Below are 22852 nucleotides of genomic sequence, written 5' to 3'. Positions count from 1 at the left end.
CTGCTCAACTCAGCTTTATACCGCAAGGGCATAAGTTTCGTACGAGCAGGCAAGCCGCTCAACTCAGCTTTATCAACGGAGTGAATTGACGCAGCGGAGGTAACTGCCTGATCCGCAACACCTGCGCCAGATTTGCATTTCTGTCCCTGATAGGAATGAGGCAGCGACGATCTCCGGTCAACAGGGCCATCGCTCCCGGACCATGTCCGCTGATCGTGCTGTCGCCGTGGACAACCACGGCGATGGTAATTGCATTATGACGAAACGCCCGGCCAAAGCGTGAGTCTGAATGAATAATGGCGACAAAATCGCCGAAACGAAGGGTATCCAGATTGAACCGGCGGGTAGTCTTAGGATCGAAGAGCTGAATATCATAATCCCCTCGAATCGCGTTGTTCTGGCCGATACCCGAACCCATGACCTTGGCAGGGACCAGATGGGTCACCGGAACATGCAGACACTGCTTGTCGGCGCGGACGCCCCACCTGCGGATCAGCCGGGGGGAACAATTCATTGCCTGAATTCGCGGATGATCAGGCAAGTGAAGCCCAAGCCCGAATGAGAAAATCTGCACCCGGTCGCCAATGCGCAGCCGCCGCAGCACATCGGTTGGAAAATCGATGAGGAGGTGCTCAATGCCGCCGTGCTTTCCTGTCACCACCCCTTGCTTTCCGGCGCAGGGGCCAGTGACGACCTGGGCGATGTTGCCGACGCAGCAGTAGGTGAGCAGTGCCAGGTTGGGTCCGTTTTTATCGCCGACGATTTCACGATTGTTATTATGCAGCGATACACCGGGCTCGATATGGTCGCCGGCAAGCCCGACACAGCGATTTCCGACGCGCTGGTTAATGGCGATGCCGCCGGTACCGGGTAAAATGCGGGGCACCCCGTCATAACCAATGCGGTAGGGGTTCGGGCGACCGATGGGATGGGCGATCTGTCCCATGACGGTGACCATGACCAGATCCTTTTCATTCATCCGCGGTGCGCCCACCTGGTTTGTCTTCATGGTGCTTGCTTCCCCCCGCAACCGCCTATGGTCCGACCGGATACCAGAAACAGCGAGCATCTTTCCACCATTGCTGCTCATGTTCCCCGGTCGCCTCGGCCGGCAGGTCGAAATCGTGCGGAAATGTCTCTTCCGATTTGTCGTTGACAGGCATCATCACCGCCCCGGGCACAACCAAATGCAGGGCTGCGAGTTTCAATCCAGCCCATAACAGCTCAGAAAGTGCTGCCTCGGCCAGTATCGAATTAAGAAAATCGCGTTCAAGCCGGCTTTGCTTGCGACCGAGCTTAACGCAGGAAATATGAAAATGTTCCTTCAAATAGGTGCAGAGCAAGGGTTCGGGCTCGTCGCCCTTGCTCCCCGAGGTAAGGATAAATCCTTTATAGGGAATAAGCGCCGCGGCCAACGCCGCAGTATCACGAGAACAGTCGCTGAAAAGATGCGGTTGTTCATCATTCTGAAATGCATTGGGAACCGCTGATTCCAGGGCCGCCGCCAGGGTCTCGAAGCGACTGATCAGATGGGTGTCAGTGCCCGCCGGCAGGAGCGATTCATTCAGGGCATCTCCCACCCAATACACCTTGAGTCCGGCGAGATCGGTGGCGGCGCGCGCCAGGTCCCATTGGGCCAATACGGTGCCTATCGTCTGGCAATTGCCGCTCGGAGCGGTAATTGTTGCGGTGCCGGGTATCGGCGGGATGAGCTGGCTGGGGTTCGACCGGTAGTAGTAAGTGCTGTCCAGAATCTGCCAGAGTTCCCTGACCAGCCACAGGTCCAAGACCTCGCCCAGGCGTCGGGCAAGCAGCAAACCATAGGGCGACAGGGCCAGTTGCGTATCGAGGACACAGGCCCTTCGTCGGGTATGCACGGTAAGTGCGAGGGAAGACGGCAGGATGGACATTTCCGGCACCTGTTAGGCCGCCGACAGAGCCGGTTCCCCCAATTTCCGCCGCAGCGTCGGGACTACGCCGCGGAACCCCCGGCCTTCGGGCGTCATGCGGTAGGCAGCGATCCAGGCCTCGGCATGGGGACCAAAAGGCCGCGCATCCGACTGGAAAAGGATGGGGTCAATGGCCGTCTTAAAGTCGTTGTCCGCCACCCACTGCAGCACCCTGCGGCCGCTTTCCGCCATCTTCGAGCGCTGGGAGATCTCGCCCATACCGCCCAGATAGCGGTTGGAGACGATTTCCACGACATCCCATTTGGTGTTGGCGTCGAATACCTTTTTAATATCCGGGGTGTCGAAGAGTTCAATGGCCGTTTTCAGGTAATGACCGGTTTCATGGGTCAGGGCGAGAATATTGCCGTAGCTCGCCCGGTCAAGGGCAAAACGCAGATCGATCCCCAGCCTTTGCACGGTGGCGACGCTGCCGAAGGGCCGCTGTTCGATCATCGGCCCGCCACGGATGACTTCACCGATCAGCAAGTCCCTGAAATATTGGGCCAGGGCAGTCATGAAGGCCAGAAGCTGACTTTGAAAGTTGCGGTTGACGATTGCCCCGGCAGGCGAAGGCGCCGAGCCGAAGTTGAAGACGCGCCGGTAGGCAATCATCCGGTCACGCAGCGAATAGCGCAGGGGCTTCCATTTTTCCAGGATATACAGTCCCCTGGCCCCGGGACCGCGCTGGATGCGCATACGCCCCTCCCGGAACAGCCGCCGCAGAACATCAATGACCTGGAAGACCTTCATCCTTTCGTGCTGATAGATAAAGTAAAGCTCGGCCGAGGCGTGCAGTTGGCTGGGGATGACCGATTCGTCGAAGTCCGGTGAAATATAGGGATAGGGCACTTCTTCAAAAGGCGGGGTGCCCTTGCCGCCGAAACCCACAAGGTCAAGGAACCCGTTCATGCCATCGCCCGCCGCTCCCTTCAGGAGTTCCTGAAACCTGTCCTCAAACAGATGTTCGTACTTCTGCCTGTCTTCGGGCTGCATCGTGGCCAGCTGTTCGCGCAGGAACTTCTGCCACAGGCGGCTGATGGTCTCAAAATTTTCATATGCCATGGTTCTCTCTCCTTATAAGTACTTCTACCCGTCAGGCATCGCGGATTAAGAGTTGATAAAACGTCGTTTAATTGTGTTCCTAAACTCGTTTATCCGAATTACCAGGATCAATTTCCTCTTTATCTGGTGCAATTTGTGCTGCTTCTTGAGCCGTGTTCTGCGATTTTATTTTTAGCTCTCTGTCTCCTTTTTTATCTATCTTATCGATGAAAGAAACAGCTTTATCGAGACTCGATTCGTAATTTTGAGGAATTCTTTTGGTCTTTGGTTGATTATAATCGAGCTGATTAATTGTTTTTTGTATAAGCAAAATCACTGGATTAATCTGCTTACCTAAAATATTAAAGCAAGAAGGTGCCATTGCCTGGAGCAATGAATCATAGCCATATTCAGCTTTTTGCTGAGCTCTAAGTTCTTGATAAAGAATTTCTTTTTCCTTGCTGACCCAACCAGTTTGGCCTGCTTTAAGGATCAGAGTTCTAATACCACTTAAGGAGTAAATTGCCGGAGTTATAGACAGAGTTTTTATAATGCAAGCACATGCTCCGGCTCTCTTTTCTGGCTTGCCGAAATTCTCAGTGCCTAGGGCATAGAGGTCGATAGTCCGATCGATATCATAAAGAATTTTATCGAGGCAGATCTGGCTTTCTTCATTGGTTAGAAATATAGGTTTATCATGGTCGTCCTTTTGAAATGAAAGGTTTCTTTTTTTCATTGAAAGCTTGTTTGAAGAGCAGCAATCCAATTCTTCCGCGAGCTGGCCACGATGAATAATTATCTGCAGTAAACGCTGACTCGCAGAATCCTGTTTCATTCCATAAAGACCATAGAAAAGGATTGGCGGCCTGGCGATTGTCATCAAGCGATGTCCTTGCCTTCCATTGTCAAAAGCATTCAAAAAGAGCTTCAACGACATGACAAAGGATGCAAGAGGCGGCGACTCCGGTTTAACAACATCCTGGCCAAAATGGATAAGCCGGTTAAAACGTTCCAGAGCCATCATGGCGGTCGATCCGAGCGCGCGGTATCCTTCGGCGGTGCTGCCAACCGCCAGATGAATCAGTTCATCCATCAACTCAGCCAACTCGCTTTCCTGGAAAAGCGCTCGCAGATCATGCTGGGCATTATTGCCCAAATGTTTCATCAGTTGCTGGTATGCCTGGAGCCCTCTGGGCCATTCGTTTGGTCCGTAGGCATCCTGGGTTGATCCCACCAGATTTCTCAGCGAATAGATCACGGCATCCCTTCGCGCCTGAATCTCGCTTACTGGAGCTTGCAGGATGAACTTGCCTCCCCCAATACCGGCATTAGCCAAAGACTCCCCGATGAGGACGAGGATGACCGCTGCCACTTCATCTATGCTCTGGGCAAAGCTTCTAAAGAGAGGATTAGCAGCCGGGGTCAGAGTGCCGACCGCTCGGGCCATCCGTGCATAATTGCCAAGATGCCTGCGGGCCGCAAAGGCGCTGTCCCTCTGGCGTGGATCAAGAGCGAACCTGGCGGCGTGGATGCCACTTGCGATGGCAGTGCGTACCGCTGTGGCCCAGCCTCTGAGCTCGGGTTCGATATCCTTCAGAATCGCGTTGTGTGTCAACGCCGAGAGATCTTGCTCGACATCCGAGACCGCCTGTTCCACCTCGGCGCTGGTGGAGGTCACAGCCTGCGGCGCCACCGCCTGGACAGGGGCGCTGACGAAGGGCATGCCGGCGGCCTCGCGGGCCATAAACTCACGGTCCGTGGGATAGTAATTGCGCAGGGCCTTGGCCATTTCTCCGGCATTGGCCGGGTCACTCACCCTGAGCGTCTTACGGATCAGATTGTCGAGTGCAACCGCGTCTGGAGAGCGATCACGAAACATGTTGATTTTATCGCCGGTTTTTAGCTGTTCCATTGGCATAATGCTTCACCCCTGTGTCTTTATGAGGCCATCGCCTTCCGGGTACCCCTCTGTATGCTCAGTCCGGAAGCCATGGAAGATAAATAGGTTATGACATTGTTTGCGAGTTGTTGGGGTTGAGCGCCTCCCTGAATGGCATAGCGGCTGGCGCTTACGAAAAAGCGGGGCGGAATGTCCGTCGGCACCCGTCCGCGGATAAGAGCCATGGCGCCACGCCTGATCAGCGCCTCATCCTCCCGGCGAAACGGAATGACATCGACAAGTGCCCGTTGCGCGAGATTTCGCCTGGTTTGAAAGGCGATTTCATCCACCACATGGGGAATCGTCCGCACCGAACCCTCCAGCAATCGCCGGGGAATCCGGTGGCCTTTCTGCGGATTGTAGAATCCCTTCCAAACCGCGAGGATTTTAGCAGCCTCCTCCGAAAACCCCAGACGCTGCAACATCTCGGCGAGGATCAAACCGCGCAGATACCCGGTGGGATGGGCACCGCCAGGCCGGTAGGTCAGCGACCGGGGTCCCGGATGGGCGAGAAAATCCATCATGCCCCAGGCCGAGGCCGGGCCACCCAGAAGGACCGCCGCTAGGTCGGCAAAGATTTCCTTGTGCCAGCGGCGGTAAACGGTGGTCAAGAGAGGATCGCTGATTGCTTTGAGCACTCGTTCACCCACGGCCTGGCTGTTTTCGTGCCAGATACCCAGATCCGCCTGTAAATTATGGGCCACCTCATGGAGAAACACTGCCTGCCAGGGATTATCGCGATCCCAGGGGATGCGGATGACCGGGAAGGGATTGTTTTCCCCCAGCAGCCGCCGCAGGGTAACGCCGCGGCGCATGGTCGCCGGTGAATAGCCATGCTCCATATAGGTGAGCGGTTTTAACAGCGGGCCCCGAAAAATGAGCGGGGCCGCCTTGCGGATGGCCGCGTAACAGTCCGCCGCGATCACATCATGGGCTGCCAGGGCCGGTGCGAAAACCGAGCCGCGCTGACTGAAAAGCTCAAAAAACATGCCGAATGCCCGCCTGGCTCGGTCCACTTCGCGTTCGACAAGGGCGATATATACCAAGGCGGTCTGGGCAGGTGCTGCATGCCAATGGGCCTGCAAAAATTGCAGACGATGCTGGATAGCCCGGTCTATATGAGCCAAACGCCGATTTGCTGCGGCAAAGTGCGCCGTTGAAGGGGCAAATGATCTATCCTGAGGCCGGATACCCACCGTACCCGGCTCCAGCTCCGCCAAACGCCGGGCACGGGCCGTGAGAGCCGTAACCTTGGTTTGCAGGAATTTTCTAATAGCAGGCGTCGACATCATCACCTCGGCTAAAGCTGTTTTTATCAGGCAGCGCTTGAGATCGTAATGCGAACAGGTCCGCGCAGGGTGAAACTGCGTCCACCGCCTCCCGCCAGCATCGGGGTCCGGGTGACAATTGCCCTGACGCGGCGTACGGCCGCCGGGATCGGCCTTGACAGCCTTCTCGCCAGCTGATTGTTACGCGCCACATTGGCGACGGTCCGGCCTACAATCCGCGGAATGGCCCTGGTGGGAGTTCTGCGGGCGACCGCGGTGCGACGCACGCTGCGGATAATTCTCGGCAGGGCTCTGACGGCGGTGGGCCCCCGGCGCTGGGCAAGGGTTCTCGCTGCCGAACCGAGACTGCGCACGACAATGCGACGGGCCGGCAGCGGCATCCTTGCGCCGCGCGCCCTGACGATAGTCCGGGCCGCAAGACCGGCCAGGATAGGACGGGCTGACTCGTCATACATGGCATATTCGGCAAAGGCATCCATGGCCTCTTCTTCGCTCGCGCCCTCTGCCCTGAGCCGGCCAAGCAAGTTGAGAACCGGAGTGGCGATTCCCAGTGCCCGGCCAGCAACTTGAGCATATGGATGCGGAATGGCGCTGGCAATCTGCCCCAGATTTTGAGCTATCGGTGCGGCGGTTCTTGCTACCCGACCGACGACGCGGCCTACCCTGCGCGCGCCACGCGCAACCCTTTGCACGCCCTGCCTAACCCGACGCCAGAATTCATCGGTATCTTCGGCGCCCAGGGCAAAGGCCATGGCTTCCTCCATGGAATCCTCGTCGCCATAATCAGCCTCGTCGCCGTAGTCGCCTTCGTCAAGGAATCCCTCCTCTTCAAATCCCTCCTCAAAGCCGTCATCGAAATCCTCGAATTCATTCATCTCCGCCAGGTCCTCATCGGCGGCATCGAACCCCTCAAATTCCTCTCCTTCATCGAACATCTCCGAGGCGCCCTCGGCCTCATCATACGCCAGATCTTCCATGAGATCTTCTTCCAGTCTGTCGCTCATTTTTCATCTCCTCATGTGAAAAAAAGGTGCGATCCGGAGAGGGCGAAAGGTTCGCTTCTCCGTTGCCTGAGGAGAAATATACGGCGTCCATGCAACCTTTCTCAAGTCACACGATACTGGTACCTGATGCGGGGTAGCTTAAATGTGCGACGGCAGGAACTCTATTGACCGGTAGATCATGGCGGCCCGTGAATCGACGCCTAACTTGGCAAAAATACGGCGTAAATGAGTGGATACGGTCCATTCGCTGATGTTCAGCTTATAGGCGATTTGCTTGTTTGGCAGACCTTCGGCAACAAGCACGACTATCTGGATCTCTCGCTTGGTCAAGGATCTTACAGCCCCATCGGAGAGTGTTGCTGCCTGTCGCGGCGCTTCCAGAACATGGTAGCGCTGGGTGCCAATAATGAGCTCACCTGCGTAAAGATGGGAAAGATCCTTTTCGGCATCAGCGGTGCTCAGTTGGGCTGATATTAGCCGATATTTTCTTCCATTTAATTGAAATTCCATCACAAAGCTCACAGGCTTGAGTACCTGGGTTTGAACTACTGAAGGAGGACAAAGCATCCTCTCTTCTTACGCCATAACACAGACCCAAATGAAAAAACGGCATATCATCAAGCCGTAAGAGTCATGTCCTCTGGTCGCGTGAATATCAATAGTCAATGGCTTGTGTTCGCGGTGTGAAGATATAAAATGAAAAACAATCAACAACTATTCAATATTGATAGACGGACCCCTCTTCGATCTCAACGATGGCTGCTTTCCCTGGAAGAGCACTTGCACAGCTTTGGTTCCAGCAATATCCTGTGGCCTTCAGATTGAGGGGAACTGCCCATGCGGCAGAATTTTTTTGGTACCGCACATCGAGCTGAAACATCCCGATTCCTTTTGCATGAACCTTGATCATGCGCAGGTCGTTTTCAGCCTGGCAGTTTGAGATGGAACAATAAAATCGATCATGAATCTCTTCACATCGTTTTCAAAATTTTGCAGCCGCTTAAGGTAGATCCTCACTTGCCGATTCTGCTCTCTCCATCTGGAGCAGGGTATTCATTTTATGGCGCTAACCGGCAAGTCGTTGATCAACAGCTGCATTCGTGATTCAAAAAAATCGCCTCCTTTGTATAAATTAATCTGACACATCGGCCAAAAGCTACCATTTTGTGTTAGATTTTGCAACTTTTCCATTGCCTGTATGGTATTGAGATGCAGTTTTTTTTCTTGAATCAACAACCAACGACCAAAGCAACGGACAGTTCTGAAACATCCAGCTTTATTTATTCCGACAGAGCTTTATACCGTGTCGAGCTGATTATCGTCTCCTAAATCAGAATTATTGTAAAACCTGTCTTCAAAGATACCGTATTGGTTCAGATCGTCCTCCACCGGACTAGTCTTCTTTGGGGAAGCCCGGGAAAGTGATTACTGCTCACCTCATCCACCTTCTCACCTGCCACCTTTTTCTTGCGAGCAGTGCAGTTGAGTGGTAGATGGAGAAAAACCCCAATCACTTTTACTTTACGGAGGAATACATGATTACCAGATTATTTACCGCTTGCCTGCTGCTCCTGGCCCTGTGTAAACCGGCTGCAGCCGAACCGACCATCGTTTTCGCCACCGACGCCACCTGGCCTCCCATGGAGTTCGTCAACGATCAAAAACAGGTGGTTGGCTATTCCATCGCTTTCATGACCGCCGCCGGCAAGGAAGCAGGCTTTACTCCGGTCTTTAAGAACACTGCCTGGGACGGTATCTTTGCCGGACTGGAGGCAAAAAAATATGACGCCATCGTCAGTTCCGTTTCCATCACCGAAGAACGGCAAAAAAAGATGGATTTCAGCTTGCCCTACTTTACTGTCCGCCAGGCCCTGATCGTCGATAAGGCCTCAACAGCCAAAAGCCTTGCCGATCTGAAGGGGCAGAAAGTGGGCGGCCAAATCGGCACCACCGGCTATTTTGCCATCAAGGCCGCGGCCGGAGTCGAGGCCAAATCCTATGATGAGGTCGGCCTGGCGATGGAGGATTTGAATGTCGGCCGTATTGCCGCCGTGGTCTGTGATGATCCGGTAGCTGCCAACTATGCCCTGGATAAGTATAAGGAAAAACTGAAAATCGCCGCTATCATCGAATCCGGTGAGGCCGAGAATTACGGCATCGCCGTCAACAAGGGCAATACCGCTACCCTGGAGCTGATCAACAAGGGGATCGCCGCGGTCAAGGCCAAGGGGCTGGACAAAGAGCTCAAGGTAAAATGGATAGGCCAATAAAGGCCTGTTTCGATCTTCCGCTTGCCGGGCCTTTGGGCCCGGTTTTTTTTATCCAAACCTCAGGACGGAACAGCCATGCCTGACCCTGGAATCACCAAAATCGATGTCGGAGAAGGCGCAGCCATCCCCAGCCCGGATGACAAGGGCCTGGTTTCCGCCTGGTGGCTCGCCCTCATCGGCGCCATCGGCCTGCTCATCTTCCTGCCATGGTTCAAGCCGGATCCCTACCTCAACATCCTGCGCTTCGTTCCCGACGGCATCGTCATCACCTTCGAGGTGACGATCTTCTCCATCTCCCTGGCAATTGTCATTGGACTGCTGACCGGCCTGGGGCGAATTTCCAGCAACCGCTTCATCAACCTGATCGCCTCCCTGTATGTCGAGGTGGTCCGCGGCATTCCGCTCCTGGTGCAGCTCTTTTATATCTATTACGCCCTGGGCCGTTTTGTCCGGGTGCCGGACCTGGTGGCGGCGGTGATCGCCATGTCCTTTTGTTATGGGGCCTACATGGGCGAGGTCTTTCGCGCTGGCATCAAGTCCATCGATTATGGCCAGACGGAAGCATCCCTCTCTCTTGGTTTTAATCGCCGGCAGACCATGGCCTATGTCATTCTTCCCCAGGCCTGGCGGACCATTCTGCCACCGGTGGGCAACGAGTTCATCGCCCTGCTCAAGGACACCTCCCTGGTTTCGATCCTGGCGGTGGCTGACATCCTGCGGCGCGGCCGGGAGTATGCCTCGGAAAGCTTCAACTATTTCGAGACCTACACCATGATCGCCCTGATCTATCTCCTGATCACCCTCGTTTTGTCAAAACTCATCAGCATAATGGAGCACAGGTTGAGCCACTATGAACGCCGCTGACCCAATCATCCGTCTGCATCGCATCACCAAGTTCTTCGGCACCTTCAAGGCCTTGAATGAGGTAAGCCTCGACATCAAGACCGGCGACAAGGTTGTGGTGCTGGGCCCATCCGGATCAGGCAAATCGACCCTGCTCCGTACCATCAACCGCCTCGAATCAGTAGATTCCGGGACCATTCACGTCGATGGTCATAATCTGTACGGCGAAGGTGAGGACATCAACCGCATCCGCATGGAGGTGGGCATGGTCTTCCAGAGCTTTAACCTCTTTCGCCATAAGACGGTCCTGGAAAATCTCACCCTTGCCCCGATCAAGCTTAAAAAAATGGCCCGCGACAAGGCGGAAGCCCTGGCCATGGCCCTGCTCGACAAGGTCGGCATGGGCGATCGGGCCAGCCATTACCCCATTCAGCTCTCCGGCGGTCAACAGCAACGGGTAGCCATCGCCCGCGCCCTGGCCATGGAGCCGAAGATCATGCTCTTCGACGAGCCAACCTCGGCCCTCGACCCGGAGATGATCAACGAGGTGCTGGAGGTTATGATAACCCTGGCACGGGAGGGTATGACCATGGTGGTGGTCACCCACGAAATGGGCTTTGCCCGCGAGGTCGCCGACAAGGTGGTCTTTATGGACCAGGGGGCGATCGTTGAGGTGGCCTCGCCCAGCGAGTTTTTCACCAACCCGCAAAACCCCCGCAGCCAGCTCTTTCTCAAGCAGATCCTTGCTCCGGCAACACGGTGATGCCCTCTGCCAGCAGCCCAGCGTAGACAGGATCAATCTCTACCTGTCTGCGTCATCACTCGGCGACTGAGCGCAAGGCGATCTCGCCCGCCTAATCCTTCGCCGCTCCGCTTTTTTTCGAAAGTCTCGTACCTTCCACCACAAGGGCATACGTTTCGTTAGAGCAAAACCGCTGCTCAACCAAGCTGTACGCTGTCTTCTTGTGAGAACACCCCCAACCGGATAAAACATTATTACATATTGAATGTCCCTGGAAAATATCCCGGCAGTGGAATATGCTTCTTCTGTATGTTATTCAATCAGACCTCCCTGTCATCCATGCGAGACGAATATGAATAATAGAGGAAAAATCCTCCCGTTTCTCCAGGGCTGTATACTTGTCATCCCGCTCCTTCTGTTGGGTTGTTCACAAGAAAAACAACCATTTGTGTGTGTTGATGCCATTGGCTGCGTATCACTTTCTGGCAATGAACCAATTAAAATCGGCGTCATCCAGGCACTGTCAGGCAGGGTTGCACCCCTTGGTAAAGAGCAGCTCTACGGGCTTGAACTTGCCTTGGACTTCTGGCAGGGCAAGGTGGCCGGACACTCTGTCGAAATACAGACTGAGGATACCGGTTGCAGCAGCGAGGGTGGCGCAAATGCCGCGTTGAAGATTGTTGCCGATCCTAAAACTGTCGCCATCTTCGGCACCACGTGCTCCGGATCAGCGACCACGGCTGCCAAGGTTATGGCCGACGCCGGCTTGACGATGATCTCGGGTAACAACAGCGCGCCTTTTCTCACCTCCATCGACGGCAAGCGTGGTCCCCACTGGCATCCGGGATATTTCAGAACCGCCAACAACGAAGAAATTGCCGGCAAGGCGGCCGCAACCTATGCCTATACAGTTCTCGGCATACACAACGCGGCCACCATCAATGATGGGGACATCTATACCAAAGGATTGACGGAGGGCTTCAAGAAGGTCTTCAGCGCCCTCGGCGGCACCATCGTCCTTGATACCGCCATCAATAAGGGCGATAGGGAGATGCTGCCGGTGCTGACTGCCGTTGCCAATACCAAAGCACAATTACTTTTTTTCCCGCTTTTTCAACCGGAAGGTAATCTCATACTCCGTAAAGCGAGGGAGCTCGAGTCCTTGAAAAATGTGCTACTAATGGCAGACGGAGCTCTCATTGAAAACTCGTTCATCGCCGATATGGGCGATTTGGCCCAAGGCATGTATTTTGTCGGGCCCAGTACAGTTGAATCCGAGGCGGTAAAACTACTGGATGTCCGCTACCGGGAGAAATTCAAGACCACCCCCGCCGTTAATTACTACCTGCGGGCCTATGACGCGGTCAATCTCCTTTTTAAGGCAATAGACAAAGTGGCCGTCAAAGAACCCGATGGAACCCTGCATATCGGCAGGCAGGCACTGCGTGAAGCACTCTATACAACCCGCGCCTTCCCCGGCATAACCGGCCATCTGACCTGCGATGAGTTTGGCGACTGTGCCGTTCCAATATTTAATATCCTGCAGATGGAAAACCCCGGCGAAGGAGTCGCCGCTTTACAGAAAAACATCAAATACACGTATTCTCTGTCACAATAAAAGTTGTTTCCAGAGGAAATCATTCCCATGACAAGGTGGCTGGATTTTTGGAATAATCGAACAATAGCTGCGCGGCTACAGCTTAATTTTCTGGGTTTTTTCCTGCTGATTGCCATGATACTGGTTGCCTGGCTAGTCTCCCTTATACGGGAGAATCGCCTGGAAACAGCAATCGACCATTGCCGAGAAATTGAGAACAACGTTCTCGATATGGATCGCAAGCTGGAAAAAGCCAAACTTCTCCATCGCAACTTCTTCCTGTATCAAGCCAGGATCGGTCTTAATGAGGCCCATATCGAATATGCCCAGCCTTCGGTCAGGCTGATTTCTCAAGCCGTAGGCATAAGCTCCGACCTGATGGCAAAAATTGCCCAGACCGGCATAAAGCATTCCCTTAAAAATCGTAATATTGATCTGAACCTCTATCTTTCCTCAGCCAGGCGCTTCGCCGACACCTCCATCCAATCCATAGAACTTTTGACTCGCATGGTCGCGCCTGAGTACGGCCTTGAGCATCGATTTGAAAAGCTCGCAGCCACCCTGATGCAGGAAGCCGCCGATGCAGCGAAGGTCAAGGACCGGTTGCATGAGATCATGGCCTTTTACCTGCAATACAAGGTCTCGCGACAGCGACATGTCATGCAGTCTGCCTTCAATGTCATCTACATCCTCAATCAACAGCTTCAAACTGCGGAATTTGATTCTCGGGCCGACACAGGAAATGTCGCTGCCATGCTGGCTTCTCTGGAGCAGCTTGGCTATGAAATTGTTGTTACCGACAATGCCATCAAGGGAATATTTAACGATTTTTCTCTGCAGGAACAAAACGTCATCCCTGTTGCGCAAGCCTTGGTTGAATCCGCCCACCTCGAAGTCAGGAGAGTTAAGGGCAAGATATCTCGTTCCCGCCAGGTAACCTTTCTTCTGATTGCGACCTTGATCGGCCTGGCCCTGGTCTGGGGATTCTTTATTGTCAGGACGATTAATCGCAGTATCACCATGCGAATACTCCATCTGAATGGAGTGGCTGCTCAGCTGCGCCAGGGTCACCTGGATATTGCCGGGCAAGACGATTCAGCGGATGAACTCGGACAATTGAGCAGGACCTTCAACATGATGGTTGGCAGGATACGGGAGCTGGTTGGCGATCTTGAGGCAAAAATCGCCGAACGCACCCGGCAGCTGGCTGAGAGCGAGCGCTGGTTTCGCCATCTTTTCGAGAATTCGCCCCTTGGAATCTTCCGAACCACCACGAGCGGCAAGGTCTTGATGGTGAACAGGGATGGCGCGATCATGCTTGGCTGCGAATCGCCTGCTGAGGTTTTAGCCGGCTATTCCAACCTGGCTGAGCAGGTGTATGTTGATCCCAGCAGGCGGCTGGCGGAAATCCACGAACTCCAGACCCACGGAAAAATAAAGCATTTCGAATGTCAGTGGAAAAAACAAAACGGCGAGAATATCTGGGTGTCAATTCATGCCCGACTGGCCTCCGATGAGAGCGCGGAAGGGCAGAACGGCTATCCGATCATCGATAAGTTTGTCCTGGATATAACCAAACGTAAGGAAACAGAAGATGCTTTGCAGCACTACACCTTTCTTATGAAAGAGATGGGTAAGGCTGCCAAGATTGGCGGTTGGGAATTTAATCCGGCTACCGGAAAGGGCACCTGGACGGAGGAGGTGGCAAGAATTCATGAGCTTGATCCCGAGTTGCCAACCAATGTCGAGCTCGGGATCAGTTTTTATACAGATGAATCGAAAGCAATGCTTATCCAGGCGATTCACGATGCAAACGAACTGAAAAAGCCATATGTCCTGGAGTTGGAAATGATCACCGCCAAAGGAAATCATAAATGGGTACGAACCATAGGATACCCGTTCGTCGAAAACGGCAGGGTAGTGAAAATCAGTGGATCATTCCAGGATATCACCGAACGCAAGCAGGTGGACACGGAAAAAGAAGCGCTGCAGCTACAGCTTACCCAGGCGCAGAAGATGGAATCGGTGGGAAGACTGGCCGGCGGGGTTGCCCATGACTTCAATAATATGTTGGGAGTGATTCAAGGATACACGGAAATAATTCTTGAGGGAACTGTGGAAAATCAGGCCATCCATGCCGCTCTCCTGGAAATCCAGAGGGCCACCCAACGTTCGGTAAAACTCACCAAACAGCTCCTGGCTTTTGCCCGCAAGCAGACAGTGGCGCCCAAGGTGCTGAATCTCAACGATACGGTGGAAAGCATGCTGGCCATGCTGCGAAGACTCATCGGTGAAGATATTGAACTGATATGGAAACCGGGCAAGGAACTGGGCCCGGTAAAAATTGATCCCTCGCAGATCGACCAGATCCTGGCCAACCTCTGCGTCAACGCCAGAGATGCAATCAGCACCATGGGCAGGATCACCGTCGAGACGGGCAATGTCGATGTCGACGAGACCTATAGGGACCTGGACGAAGGTTTCCAGGCGGGAAGATATGTGCTGCTTGCTGTCAGTGACAACGGATGCGGTATGGATGAAGAAACCCGGAAGAGGCTGTTTGAACCCTTCTTCACCACCAAAGACGTGGGCAAAGGGACCGGTCTCGGTCTGGCATCGATCTATGGCATCGTCAAGCAAAACTACGGCTTTATCCATGTTCACAGTGAGCTGGGAAAAGGCACGGCCTTCCGGATATATCTGCCTCGGCACCAGGATAAGAAAACACCGGAGTACACTGCAGACCATGTCACTCCCGTCAGCCACGGCAGTGAAACCATTTTGCTGGTGGAGGACGAAAAAGCCATCCTTACCATGACCGCAATAATGCTGGAGCAGCTCGGTTATCAGGTTTTGACGGCAAATACCGCCGCTGAGGCGATGCTGCATGCGCGGAACTCTGCCGGTAAGATTCAATTATTGATAACCGATGTGATCATGCCGGACATGAATGGCCGCACCCTGGCCAAAACCCTGTTGTCTACTTCTCCAGGCCTCAGAATACTCTATATTTCCGGCCACACCGCCGATGTTATCACCGATCACGGAGTCCTCGACGAGGGGGTGTTCTTTCTACAGAAACCCTTCACCAGACAAGGATTGGCAAGCAAGATCCGAGAGGCCCTTCATCGGGACGGTGCCTGATCGTTGTGCTGTCGCAATTCACGTCCAAGGGTAAATCCCACACACGGCGCAGCCTCGACATCTTGCTCTCCGTGAAACCCTGAAGACACTATAGCGGAGAACTATTGCAGAAAAGCCCAGCAGTGCTTACAAAGGGACATAGATTATTCATATGCCTTTGCGGTGCACCACGCTTTCACAGGACAAATGTAAGAATTGGAAGGAGATGAAGGTGACTGCGACTGTACAATATCTGAAAAAAGTGGCGCTCCTCCTGAAAAGTGGCGGCGAACCCCAATCGCCGGGCCTGACTGATTCGCCAGTGCCCTTCGAGTTCATTTACGGGGTGGGAAGCGGCGGCATCTGCCAGTTTGAAGCGGCACTCTGCGACAAACAGGTTGGTGATGACCTGCATATACCCGTCACCAAGGCCAAAGCCGGCGATTTCTTCGGACATCTTCTCTCCCCTTTACGTCAGGCACTTGGTTTACAGATCATGCCGGAAACATTCACTTTGGCAATCGAAATCGCCGAGGTAACCGATGCCACCGACCGGGAAGTAGCGCAGGCAGTCGCCAAGGGGCTCTCCCATGGCGGCTGTGGCGGCTCCTGCGGATGCGGCTGCTGAAGGACCATCTGACTGACCCAGAAAACACCGAGGCTATTCGGCGTCAAAGCTGTTCATCGCCACTCACAGACTGTTCACCACCCTGGCGGCGGCGCAGGCCGCGCCATAGCCGTTGTCGATATTCATGATCGCCACCCCCGGGGCGCAGCTTGCAAGCATGCTCATCAGCGCCGCCTTGCCGCCCTGGGCCACGCCGTAGCCGACGGAAGTCGGCACGCCGAAGACCGGCTTGGGCGTCAGCCCCCCCAGGACGCTGATCAGGGCGGCGTCAAGTCCTGCCACGACCACCAGCGCGTCAAAGGTGTTGATTTCCTCCAGCCGTTCCGCCAGCCGCCACAGTCCGGCAACGCCGCAATCCTCGAAGATCTTCTGCTCGATACCGAGATAGCTAAGGGTCCGCACCGCCTCCCAGGCCACGAAGCTATCGGCGGTCCCGGCGGAGACCACCGCCACCCGACCCTTGCCCTTTGATGGCAGGGTGTCGCCGAAGGCCGTGCGCGACAAGGGGTGATAGTCAAAGCCGCTGCGAACCGTCTCCGGCGCCTCTGCAAACACATCCGGGGCGAGACGGGTAAAGAGGACCGGATGGCCGGAGCCCCTGCCGAACCGCGACAGCAGCTCGACCACCGCCGCCGCAGGTTTGCCCTCGCAGAACACCGCCTCCGGCAGACCGATGCGGGCAGTGCGGCAATGATCAAAAAGAATACCGTGATTCATATTACCTCTTCAGCTTTCCATGGGTTTCACATCTTCAGTACGGTATTAAAACGGAAAGTCCTCGTTGTTATCAACCTGAACTTCGATTTTTTTCACCAGCGGTTTCTTGGCAAGCTTGTGTTCCGGGTTGCCGTCGACAAAAATCGCCTTGTAGGGCTTGGTGGGACAGGCGTGCTCGCAGCCGCCGCAGCCAATGCAGTACTCCGGCTTCATCTCCGGGATCTTCAGATCCTTGGTGGCCGGACCCACAAGGCTGGCAAGAGGGTTGACATAGGGCACCATATCCACCGCCTTGGTCGGGCAATGCTCGGAGCAGGCGCCGCAGGCGGTGTTGTCGGTATAGACGACGCAGTTTTCCTTGATAAACTTGGCAACACCCAGTTGGGTCAGTTTTTTTTGCGCAACGCCCATCGGCACCAGGGCGCCGCTCGGGCAGACCTCCATGCAGATCGTGCACTCGTAATTGCAATGACCGGTGTGAAAGTTCAGCTGCGGCTGCAGCAGGCCATCCGTACCAAATTGAAAGAGCGAAGGCACCAGCACCCGCGACGGGCAGGCGCTGACACAGAGATGGCAGGCGGTGCAGGTGGCGGTATAGCGGGCGATGCTGCCGGAACCTGGCGGCGAGGCTGGACTGGTTACCTGCGGGACAATCGTCGTCGGCTTGCTTTGGACGATGACCTTGGTGTCTTCAGGGGGACCGGCAAGTCCCAAAAGGAAGATCCCGGAATGCACGAGGAACCCTCGCCGCTCCTCGTTTGGAGGGGTCTCGGCGATGCGCCTGCGCCAATTATTTTCAAAACGCAGGCCATTCTTGCGGCAAACAGTCAGGCAATTATAGCAGCTGACGCAGCGGCGGCTGTCCACCGTTTTCCTGCCGGAATCGATACAACCGGCCTTACAGACATCTTCACAGAGTTTGCAGCCCTTGCAGCCTTCGCGGTTGATGGTAAGGCGCAACCAGGAGATCCCGGCAAGAAGCCCGAGCAGCGTCCCCACCGGGCAGAGGGTGTTGCAGTAGAGGCGGCCATGCCGTGCGGCAAACCAGGCAATCAGCAGCAGGGTCGCCAGGGAGACACCGACGGAGGCCGGAGCAAATACCGCCCAGCGCACCCGGGGCAGGCCGTACACTCCCCACTGCTCGAAGGCAGCGGCGGTGAGGTTATTTACAAAGAGGAGCACCGGGCGAAAGAGATTGGTGGCGATCCGGCCAAAGCTGCTGAATGGATCAAGCAGGTTAAGCAGCAGGCCGCTGCCGGACAGGAGCAAAAGCACCGTCACCATAAGGATGGTATACCTCAGGACAGTATGCTCCTCAGAATATTGAAAACCGCGCCGTCGTCGTTTTCTCCGGGCGACAAAACCGATGGCGTCCTGCAGCGTTCCAAGCGGGCAAAGGGTCGAACAGTAGACCCGGCCAAATAGCAGGGTGCAAACAACTACGACGATAAAGCCGCTTGCCGCAAGCACCGGAGCGCCCAGGTACTGCAGCAGCGACGGCACGAACTGCGGGTAAAGCAGGCCCTTTGCGACGGAAGGCGCGACCAGGTTATGGACATCAAGAAATACCAAGGCGATCAGCGTGAAAACGACCAGCGCCACGCCGACGCGCAGGGTTTTTAACCGGTACAACCGCATATCATTACAGCTTGATGCGGTTGATCGACAGTCTACCGAGGTCGATCCGCCCGAGATTCATCTCAGATGCCAGCTGGATGTGGGGGATGTCCATCGGTTCGGCGCCGAAGAGCTTGGCCGCGGCGGCGTCAGCGGCCACCATGTCCCTGGATACGATCAACGATTTCATCGCCACGACATCGCCTGCCGACACCCCGCGCGGGCCGTTCTGCTTCATGACATTATAGGCATCGACCACGGTCAGGGTCGGCTTGCGGTACGAGGCAAAGTCAGCGATGCACTGGTGCAGGTCGTTGCGGTGCCAGAAGCCGCGATCCCAGACCACGCCCATGAGGTTTTTCATGCCGATAGTGACCAGCGACGAGCTGTGATGCTTGAGTATCGGCACGTTGATAAAGACATCGGCTTCGAGGAGCAGCTCGTGCACCTTCGCCTCCCTGAGCCGCTTGCCGTTCGGCACGGCGACCTTCTGGTAGTAACCCTCGCTGTCGCCGGAAACGATCCTCCCGCCGGCATCCTTTACCGCCCGCTCGATGCCGCTGTTGCGGTAGCACTGCGCCCAGGGGTCGCAGGTATGATCAAAAACCGAGACCTGCTTGGCCCCGGCGGCAAGGCATTGTTCGACGATGCGGCCGACCAGTTTTGGATGGGTGTTGCCGGCGCGGTCGGGGGTGACGTCCCAGCCGATATTCGGTTTAACGAGGACCTTGCTGCCCTTGGGTACGAACTCCCCGATGCCGCCAAGGGAGGCAATGGCCTTATCAAACATGGCCTCCGGTTCGCCGCCCTTGACGGCAACAAGATCGTAGACCGGTGGGGCGTCCGTTGCGGCAAAGAGCCCGGCGTAGTCACCTAAGGCCACGGTCGATCCGGCAACGATGCCGGTGCCGATGGCTTTTTTCATAAAATCACGACGGTCCATGGTATCCTCCCGAGTTTTCAGAGTTTCAGCTTTGCAACCAAGCCCGCTGAGATAGATTGTACCTTTCTCACGTCTTTGCCGATAACGATAGCTATATGCCGCCCCGTTTGCGTAATCATAATGTGCTCTGCCTTGCGGTCAACCATGGTGAAGTGATTTTCCTGCTGGCTTTGCTTTGAAAACCTGGTCCCGGCCAAGAGCTTGCTCGTGGCGTATTCATAGGCTCCGGCGCTCTCAGGGGCGCCTGGGTAGCGAAACACCATGGCCAGACAAGCCTCGACCCGGCCGGCAAACCCATCACGGACGCGGAAAATATCCTCCCGGTCAAAGACATAGCTGTTCATCAGACCAATCGGCCCGCGCAGGTACTTGGCCCGGGAAAAGGCCAGCGGTTCCCGTAACAGGAGGTCGGCCAGCTCCGGCCGGGCACCGGTTGCCGTGATTTTGGCGGCAATCGCCTCCGCCAGCGCGACGACGCCCTGCACCGTCTCTTCGCCCGCGTCCTGGCCGATCAGCGTCACCTGCATGTTGCCCTTCCAGAAATTGAGGTAGTAATCTTCGAGGCGCCCTTCCCGACCGATGGCAAGTTCCTTACCTCCCTCCCCGACCTTGAAGCTATAGAGGCCGTAGGCAGCCAGCGGACTTGCCATCTCGTACAGTTCGAGCTTGATGATTTTATCAGGATCGCCCGCGTACTCGGCACTCAACACCTGGCGAAAGCCGTACTCATGGTAGATGTCCGCCCCGCCGTCGATCATCTGATAGAGGTCTTCGCCGTGGAAGACCTGTGGCGTGTCGCTTTGCGTTAGACCGGCAACCTCGCCGTCCGCCGGCAGGAGACCGGTAAGGTCCTCCGCCTGCCCAGCCGTAGCGCTTGCCACGAAAAGGAACAAGAGGAGGGCGAGCTGCCCTCCCGGCAACCGCCATCTCATGCCATCACCTCTTCAATGCGCAATCTCGTCAGATCAATCTCCCCCAGCCCATGCTCATGCGCCAACTGGGCGGTGCGCACCTCATCGCCTTTGATACCGAGGAGGTTGGCACCATAGACATCAAGGGCCACCCGGTCGACACCGGCGAAGACCTTCTGCGGTTTGACGAGCTTTCCCGGCCCCCGCGGGCCGTTGGTCGCAAGGATCTCGGTGCCGTCGAAGATGCAGAGATCGGGCCTGCGCAACAGATTGATATCGGCAATGCACTGAGCCAGGAAATCGACATCGTCATACCAGCCGAGCTTGCCCGAACCGTGATGGAAGTACATGTTGGTGGCAAACGAGGTCAGGCCCATCATGTTCTTCAAGGTGCCGGTAAAGCCGAGCCCACTGTGGTCTTTGGCGATAGGGATATTGATGAACACATCGCATTCGAGAAGGGCCTTGGCGACATCGGCCTTTTTCAGCGTCTTGCCGCGCGGGATGGCCACCTCCATATGGTCACCACCAATAGTGGTGATACTCTTGATATCGTCAGCGAACTTCGCGGCCAGGGGACTGCGTTTCCAGTAACTGCTGCTGAGCTCCTTGAAAACGCCGATTTCCTTCGCTCCGGCTTCCCGGCACATGCGGAGCACCGCCAGAACAATATCCGGCCGCACGTAACTGCCCGGATTGTCCCAGGGCGAATTGATCAACAATCCCACCCTCGCACCTTTGGCGACGAATCTGCCCATGCCGCCGAGGAGCTCCACGGCCCGCATAGCGCTCTGGAAATAATCGGCCCCCTGCACCACCACGATATCGGCGGTGGCGGCGGCGAGTGCCGGCCGGTGGATCCAGCCGTCAATACCGCCGCCAAGGATCGAACTGACCCCGAAAGCGGTGCTGCCTTTGATAAACGTCCGGCGGGTAATGGAGTCAGACATATAAGGCCTCCTTTTTTACCTGTACATGTTGATGGGCATCTCAGTGATTACAGGGCCGAGCGCAGCACCAGGGCGATGTCGGCCTCACTCATCAATGGCCGCCCCGGCAGATTGCCTTTGCCGTCGCTTACAATCTTCAGGGTATCCTGGGCATAGCGTGTAAGCATGTCTTCGCCGATATTCAGCTCTGACAAGCGTGTCGGGCAGCCAATGGAACGGAGGAATCTTTCAAAGAGGTCGATCCCTTCCAGGGCGCAGCTCAGGTCGCTCTTTCCGGCCGGCAACCCGAAGATGCGCTGGGCGAATTGCGCGAATTTTTCCGGGCGGGCTTTTGCGGCAAAACGCATCCAGGCCGGATTGACGACGGCCAGACCGGCACCATGGGTGACATCATGGTGGGCGGACAGGGTGTGCTCGATAAAGTGCACCGGAAATGCGCCATCGGTGCCGACCTGTACCCAGCCGTTCAGGGCAACCACCGAGGCCCATTGCACCTGGGCGCGCGCTTCAAGATTGCTGCCATCGGCCACCGCCTTCGGGCCCCATTCCATGGCGGTCTGGATGACCCCTTCGGCAAAACGGTCCTGGATCGGCGTGCCGTCGACCCCGTTGAAATAGCCCTCGGTGACGTGGGTGATCAGGTCACAGACCCCGTAGGCGGTCTGGTCCTTGGGCACGCTCATGGTCAGTTCGGGATCGACGACCGCCGCGAAGGGATACAGGCATTCGTTCATGATAAACGACTTGGTAGTTGTCTCGGCATTACTGATAACCGCCCCGCAATTCATCTCCGAACCGGTGGCGGCGAGCGTCGGCACGGTGATCACCGGCATGGCCTTCGTCGGAACGTACACTTTCTCCTGACCGTGCAGAATCATGTCCCAGGGATCGCCGTCATAATGAACGGCCGCGGCAATGACCTTCGAGGCATCCATGGTGCTGCCGCCGCCAAGGGCGACAATGACCTCGCACTTCTCGTCACGGGCGATCTGCGCGCCGCGAATCACCGAACTGATGCGCGGGTTGGGCTCGATGCCGCTGCATTCCACCACGGTGACGCCAGCCGCCTCAAGGCTTGCAACCGCCCGGCCGAAGGTGCCGTTGCGTTTGACACTGCCGCCGCCGGTGACTACCAGGGCACGCTTGCCCTTTTGTCGTACGACCTCGCCTAGACGGGAGAGACTTCCTGCACCGAAGATGAGGCGGGTGGGATTATAGAATTCGAATTTCATGATGATCTCCTTGTGATCGATTGTGGCTTCTCAGTTGCTTCTTTCTGTTTCTAGCCA

The 22852-nt window shown here is 55.7% G+C and carries 19 protein-coding genes; 6 read left to right on the top strand and 13 right to left on the bottom strand.

The genetic code is table 11. The features are described 5' to 3' along the window. Nucleotides 1-58: 58 nt before the first annotated feature. The 7 genes from OEL83_14245 to OEL83_14215 form a co-directional block, all read right to left on the bottom strand. Nucleotides 59-1009: a DUF4438 domain-containing protein gene (locus OEL83_14245; protein ID MDK9708200.1), complete on the bottom strand. Its 951-nt coding sequence runs from the start codon at nucleotides 1007-1009 to the stop codon at nucleotides 59-61. Nucleotides 1010-1034: 25 nt separating this feature from the next. Beyond that, complete coding sequence (locus OEL83_14240; GenBank protein MDK9708199.1) at nucleotides 1035-1910, bottom strand: hypothetical protein; 876 nt, start codon at nucleotides 1908-1910, stop codon at nucleotides 1035-1037. Between the two features lie 12 nt (nucleotides 1911-1922). Beyond that, nucleotides 1923-3011, bottom strand: a complete 1089-nt coding sequence (locus OEL83_14235; protein MDK9708198.1) for a hypothetical protein — start codon at nucleotides 3009-3011, stop codon at nucleotides 1923-1925. 79 nt (nucleotides 3012-3090) lie between these two features. Beyond that, on the bottom strand, nucleotides 3091-4902 hold the full coding sequence (locus OEL83_14230; GenBank protein ID MDK9708197.1) for a hypothetical protein: 1812 nt from the start codon (nucleotides 4900-4902) through the stop codon (nucleotides 3091-3093). Between the two features lie 26 nt (nucleotides 4903-4928). Continuing rightward, nucleotides 4929-6221 carry a hypothetical protein gene (locus OEL83_14225; protein ID MDK9708196.1) on the bottom strand — a complete coding sequence of 431 codons (1293 nt, stop codon included), beginning with the start codon at nucleotides 6219-6221 and terminating at the stop codon, nucleotides 4929-4931. Nucleotides 6222-6244: 23 nt separating this feature from the next. Beyond that, nucleotides 6245-7222: a hypothetical protein gene (locus tag OEL83_14220; GenBank protein ID MDK9708195.1), complete on the bottom strand. Its 978-nt coding sequence runs from the start codon at nucleotides 7220-7222 to the stop codon at nucleotides 6245-6247. A 138-nt stretch (nucleotides 7223-7360) separates the two neighbouring features. After that, a complete protein-coding gene (locus tag OEL83_14215) occupies nucleotides 7361-7732 on the bottom strand; it encodes a LuxR C-terminal-related transcriptional regulator (protein ID MDK9708194.1) in 372 nt (123 codons plus the stop codon). Between the two features lie 1025 nt (nucleotides 7733-8757). On the opposite strand from OEL83_14215, the gene OEL83_14210 reads away from it, so the two are divergent. The 6 genes from OEL83_14210 (at nucleotide 8758) to OEL83_14185 (ending at nucleotide 16425) form a co-directional block, all read left to right on the top strand. Next, nucleotides 8758-9492 (top strand): basic amino acid ABC transporter substrate-binding protein, encoded by a 735-nt coding sequence (locus tag OEL83_14210; GenBank protein MDK9708193.1) that lies wholly within the window; start codon nucleotides 8758-8760, stop codon nucleotides 9490-9492. A gap of 75 nt (nucleotides 9493-9567) precedes the next feature. Beyond that, on the top strand, nucleotides 9568-10356 hold the full coding sequence (locus OEL83_14205; GenBank protein ID MDK9708192.1) for an amino acid ABC transporter permease: 789 nt from the start codon (nucleotides 9568-9570) through the stop codon (nucleotides 10354-10356). 4 nt (nucleotides 10357-10360) lie between these two features. Next, nucleotides 10361-11098 (top strand): amino acid ABC transporter ATP-binding protein, encoded by a 738-nt coding sequence (locus tag OEL83_14200; GenBank protein ID MDK9708191.1) that lies wholly within the window; start codon nucleotides 10361-10363, stop codon nucleotides 11096-11098. Between the two features lie 331 nt (nucleotides 11099-11429). After that, nucleotides 11430-12695 carry a branched-chain amino acid ABC transporter substrate-binding protein gene (locus tag OEL83_14195; protein ID MDK9708190.1) on the top strand — a complete coding sequence of 422 codons (1266 nt, stop codon included), beginning with the start codon at nucleotides 11430-11432 and terminating at the stop codon, nucleotides 12693-12695. Nucleotides 12696-12722: 27 nt separating this feature from the next. Further along, nucleotides 12723-15818, top strand: a complete 3096-nt coding sequence (locus tag OEL83_14190) for an ATP-binding protein (protein ID MDK9708189.1) — start codon at nucleotides 12723-12725, stop codon at nucleotides 15816-15818. Nucleotides 15819-16029: 211 nt separating this feature from the next. Beyond that, nucleotides 16030-16425, top strand: coding sequence for a hypothetical protein (locus OEL83_14185; protein ID MDK9708188.1), 396 nt, complete (start codon nucleotides 16030-16032; stop codon nucleotides 16423-16425). 63 nt (nucleotides 16426-16488) lie between these two features. Here the strand turns inward: OEL83_14185 and larB are convergent, their stop codons facing one another. The 6 genes from larB to OEL83_14155 are packed head-to-tail and all read right to left on the bottom strand — an operon-like array spanning nucleotide 16489 to nucleotide 22795. Next, on the bottom strand, nucleotides 16489-17142 hold the full coding sequence (gene larB, locus OEL83_14180; GenBank protein MDK9708187.1) for a nickel pincer cofactor biosynthesis protein LarB: 654 nt from the start codon (nucleotides 17140-17142) through the stop codon (nucleotides 16489-16491). A 45-nt stretch (nucleotides 17143-17187) separates the two neighbouring features. Next, nucleotides 17188-18780, bottom strand: coding sequence for a 4Fe-4S dicluster domain-containing protein (locus OEL83_14175; GenBank protein ID MDK9708186.1), 1593 nt, complete (start codon nucleotides 18778-18780; stop codon nucleotides 17188-17190). 4 nt (nucleotides 18781-18784) lie between these two features. Beyond that, nucleotides 18785-19702 carry a DUF362 domain-containing protein gene (locus OEL83_14170; protein ID MDK9708185.1) on the bottom strand — a complete coding sequence of 306 codons (918 nt, stop codon included), beginning with the start codon at nucleotides 19700-19702 and terminating at the stop codon, nucleotides 18785-18787. Nucleotides 19703-19719: 17 nt separating this feature from the next. Beyond that, entirely contained in the window at nucleotides 19720-20634 is a 915-nt protein-coding gene (locus OEL83_14165; protein MDK9708184.1) for a hypothetical protein, read from the bottom strand. Beyond that, nucleotides 20631-21563: a DUF362 domain-containing protein gene (locus tag OEL83_14160; protein ID MDK9708183.1), complete on the bottom strand. Its 933-nt coding sequence runs from the start codon at nucleotides 21561-21563 to the stop codon at nucleotides 20631-20633. Before OEL83_14160 ends, OEL83_14165 begins: the two co-directional genes overlap by 4 nt. Before the next feature lie 47 nt (nucleotides 21564-21610). After that, nucleotides 21611-22795 (bottom strand): iron-containing alcohol dehydrogenase, encoded by a 1185-nt coding sequence (locus OEL83_14155; GenBank protein ID MDK9708182.1) that lies wholly within the window; start codon nucleotides 22793-22795, stop codon nucleotides 21611-21613. Nucleotides 22796-22852: the final 57 nt, after the last annotated feature.

Origin of the sequence: Desulforhopalus sp. (assembly GCA_030247675.1) — a bacterium.
Classification (GTDB): Bacteria; Desulfobacterota; Desulfobulbia; order Desulfobulbales; family Desulfocapsaceae; genus Desulforhopalus_A.
This window is presented reverse-complemented; position numbering and strand designations above follow the sequence as displayed.